General features: G+C 63.9%; 2 protein-coding genes and 1 pseudogene. 2 read left to right on the forward strand and 1 reads right to left on the reverse strand.

Translation table 11 applies throughout. The features are described from left to right. Both EN939_RS29225 and EN939_RS29230 read left to right on the forward strand, forming a co-directional pair. Window positions 1-1,515: class I tRNA ligase family protein (locus tag EN939_RS29225; protein ID WP_164751316.1), on the forward strand; the 1,515-nt coding region annotated here is incomplete at its 5' end. Between the two features lie 205 nt (window positions 1,516-1,720). Further along, window positions 1,721-2,401: a hypothetical protein gene (locus tag EN939_RS29230; protein ID WP_127271160.1), complete on the forward strand. Its 681-nt coding sequence runs from the start codon at window positions 1,721-1,723 to the stop codon at window positions 2,399-2,401. A gap of 36 nt (window positions 2,402-2,437) precedes the next feature. On the opposite strand, the pseudogene EN939_RS39410 reads toward EN939_RS29230, so the two are convergent. Beyond that, a pseudogene (locus EN939_RS39410) lies at window positions 2,438-2,579 on the reverse strand (nucleoside deaminase); the annotation flags it as partial.

Genomic DNA, 2,579 nt, shown 5'->3' on the forward strand with positions numbered 1-2,579 from the left:
ACACTGCGCAGCCGGGCGCTCAAGGCCATTGACGACACCCGCTTCGTGCCCGCCGCCGGCCAGAACCGCATCCGCGCCATGATCGAGGAGCGGCCGGACTGGGTGCTGTCGCGCCAACGCGCCTGGGGCGTGCCGATCGCTGTCTTCGCCGATGCCGACGGCAATGTGCTGAAGGACGAAGCGGTCAACCAGCGCATCATGGACGCCTTCGAGCAGGAGGGCGCCGACGCCTGGTTCGCTGCTGATGCCAAGGAGCGTTTCCTTGGCAATCACGACGCTTCGAAGTGGAAGCAGGTGATGGACATCCTCGACGTCTGGTTCGATTCGGGCTCGACGCACGCCTTCACGCTGGAAGATCGTCCTGACCTGAAATGGCCGGCCGACGTCTATCTCGAAGGCTCCGACCAGCATCGCGGCTGGTTCCATTCGTCGCTGCTGGAAAGCTGCGGCACCAGGGGCAGGGCGCCTTACGACACCGTCGTCACCCATGGTTTCACCATGGACGAGGATGGCCGCAAGATGTCGAAGTCGCTGGGCAACACCGTGGTGCCGCAGGACGTCATCAAGCAGTCGGGCGCCGATATACTGCGTCTGTGGGTGGTGACGACCGACTACTGGGAGGACCAGCGGCTCGGCAAGAACGTGCTGCAGACCAACATCGACGCCTACCGCAAGCTGCGCAACACCATCCGCTGGATGCTGGGTACGCTTGCCCATGACGATGGCGAAGAGGTGCCGCTGGAGAAAATGCCGGAGCTGGAGCGGCTGATGCTGCACCGGCTGGCCGAGCTCGATGAGGTCGTGCGCTCGGGCTACGACGCCTTCGAATTCAAGCGCATCACCCGCATGCTGCTCGATTTCATGGTGGTCGAGCTGTCGGCGTTCTATTTCGACATCCGCAAGGACGCGCTCTACTGCGACGCGCCGTCGAGCCTGAAGCGCAAGGCTTCGGTGCAGGTGGTGCGCCATCTCTTCGATTGCCTGGTGAAATGGCTGGCGCCGATGCTGCCTTTCACCATGGAGGAGGCCTGGCTTGACCGTCATCCCGACGCCGTCTCGGTGCATCTCGACCAGTTCCCGCAAATCCCGGCGGACTGGAAGAACGAGGCGCTGGCGGAAAAGTGGCGCCAGGTGCGGCAGGTGCGGCGCGTCGTTACCGGCGCGCTGGAGATCGCGCGCGCCCAGAAGGTGATCGGATCGTCGCTGGAAGCGGTGCCGGTCGTCACAATCAACGACGCAGCGCTCGAAGCGGCGATTTCAGATGTCGACATGGCCGAGATGGCGATCACCAGCGATCTGGTCATCGCTCATGGCGAGGCACCGGCTGGTGCCTTCGCGATCGACGACGTCAAGGGTGTCGCCGTGGTGGTCGAGAAGGCCGAGGATCGTGGCCTGTTAAAATGTGCACGCTCCTGGCGCTACACCGCCGATGTTGGCCAGGATCCGGAATTCCCGGATGTTTCGGCCAGGGATGCGGCGGTGCTGCATGAATTGAAAGCGCTTGGCCGACTTTAACGGTTAGTCGGCTGGATCGGTGCACAAATGCCACGCCGGGCGGGCGAAAACCGCCCGCGCGTTGCCCTTAACGAGTGGTTGAGGTAAACACGCGAAACTCCGGAAGACAAATTGTCGCCGGATTTCCGTCGCAAGTGCTTGGACGATGGGGACCGGCCACAAGCTGGTGGCAATCGAGAGGCTGTCTAGAGTGGGACTTTTTGGCATGACCGAGAGATATAATGCGCGCTTGGCGCTGCTGGCGCCGCTTGTCGCGTCGGGCCTCGCTTTGTCGGGCTGCATGGGCTCTCCGACCTACGGCACCGACAAGACCGCCGGCGAACAACTGGCCGGCGATATTTCGGGCGCTTTTTCATTCGCGCCGAAGCGCAAGGAACAGATCGACTACAAGCCGCGTCCGACGCTCGTGAAGCCGGCGCCAGGCCAGAAGGAAGCGCTGCCGGCCCCGCAGGACAGCATCGAGACGGCGAGCGCCGAATGGCCCGAATCGCCCGAGCAGCGCCGCGCCCGCTTGCGCGCCGACGCCACCGCCCATCAGAACGACCCGGCCTATCAGTCGGAGATCATCGACGACGTGCAGACGGACCCGGCCTCGGTCAAGAGGGCGATGGCGGAGTCAGGGTCGAGCCACCCGCCGGCATGGACACCGGCCGATTCCGACAAGGGCCGTGCCGCCGAGATCCAGCGCCGCCTTGCCGACAGCAAGCAGGGCGATCCGAACACCCGCAAATATCTGAGCGAGCCTCCAGTGCAGTATCGTGTCGCGGCCGGCACGGCGCCGCAAGATCAGCTTGGCGAGGACGAGTACAAGAAGGAACGCCGCCTCAAGAAAGAGGCGGAAGGCAAGAAGGGCAGCGGCTGGTTCGACTGGATGCCGTCTCTGTAAGAACACCACGTTGTGTCGCCGGGCGTTGCGCCCGGTTCAGCCGCGCCGTTCCCGGAAAAATTCCTTGAGCAATAGACCCGCTTCGGTCTCGCCCATGCCCGGATAGATGTCGGGCGCGTGGTGGCAGGTCGGCGAGGCGAAAAAACGTACGCCATTGACCACGGCACCACCCTTGTCG

This window comes from Mesorhizobium sp. M7A.F.Ca.CA.002.05.1.1 (genome assembly GCF_003998335.1).
Taxonomy (GTDB): Bacteria; Pseudomonadota; Alphaproteobacteria; order Rhizobiales; family Rhizobiaceae; genus Mesorhizobium.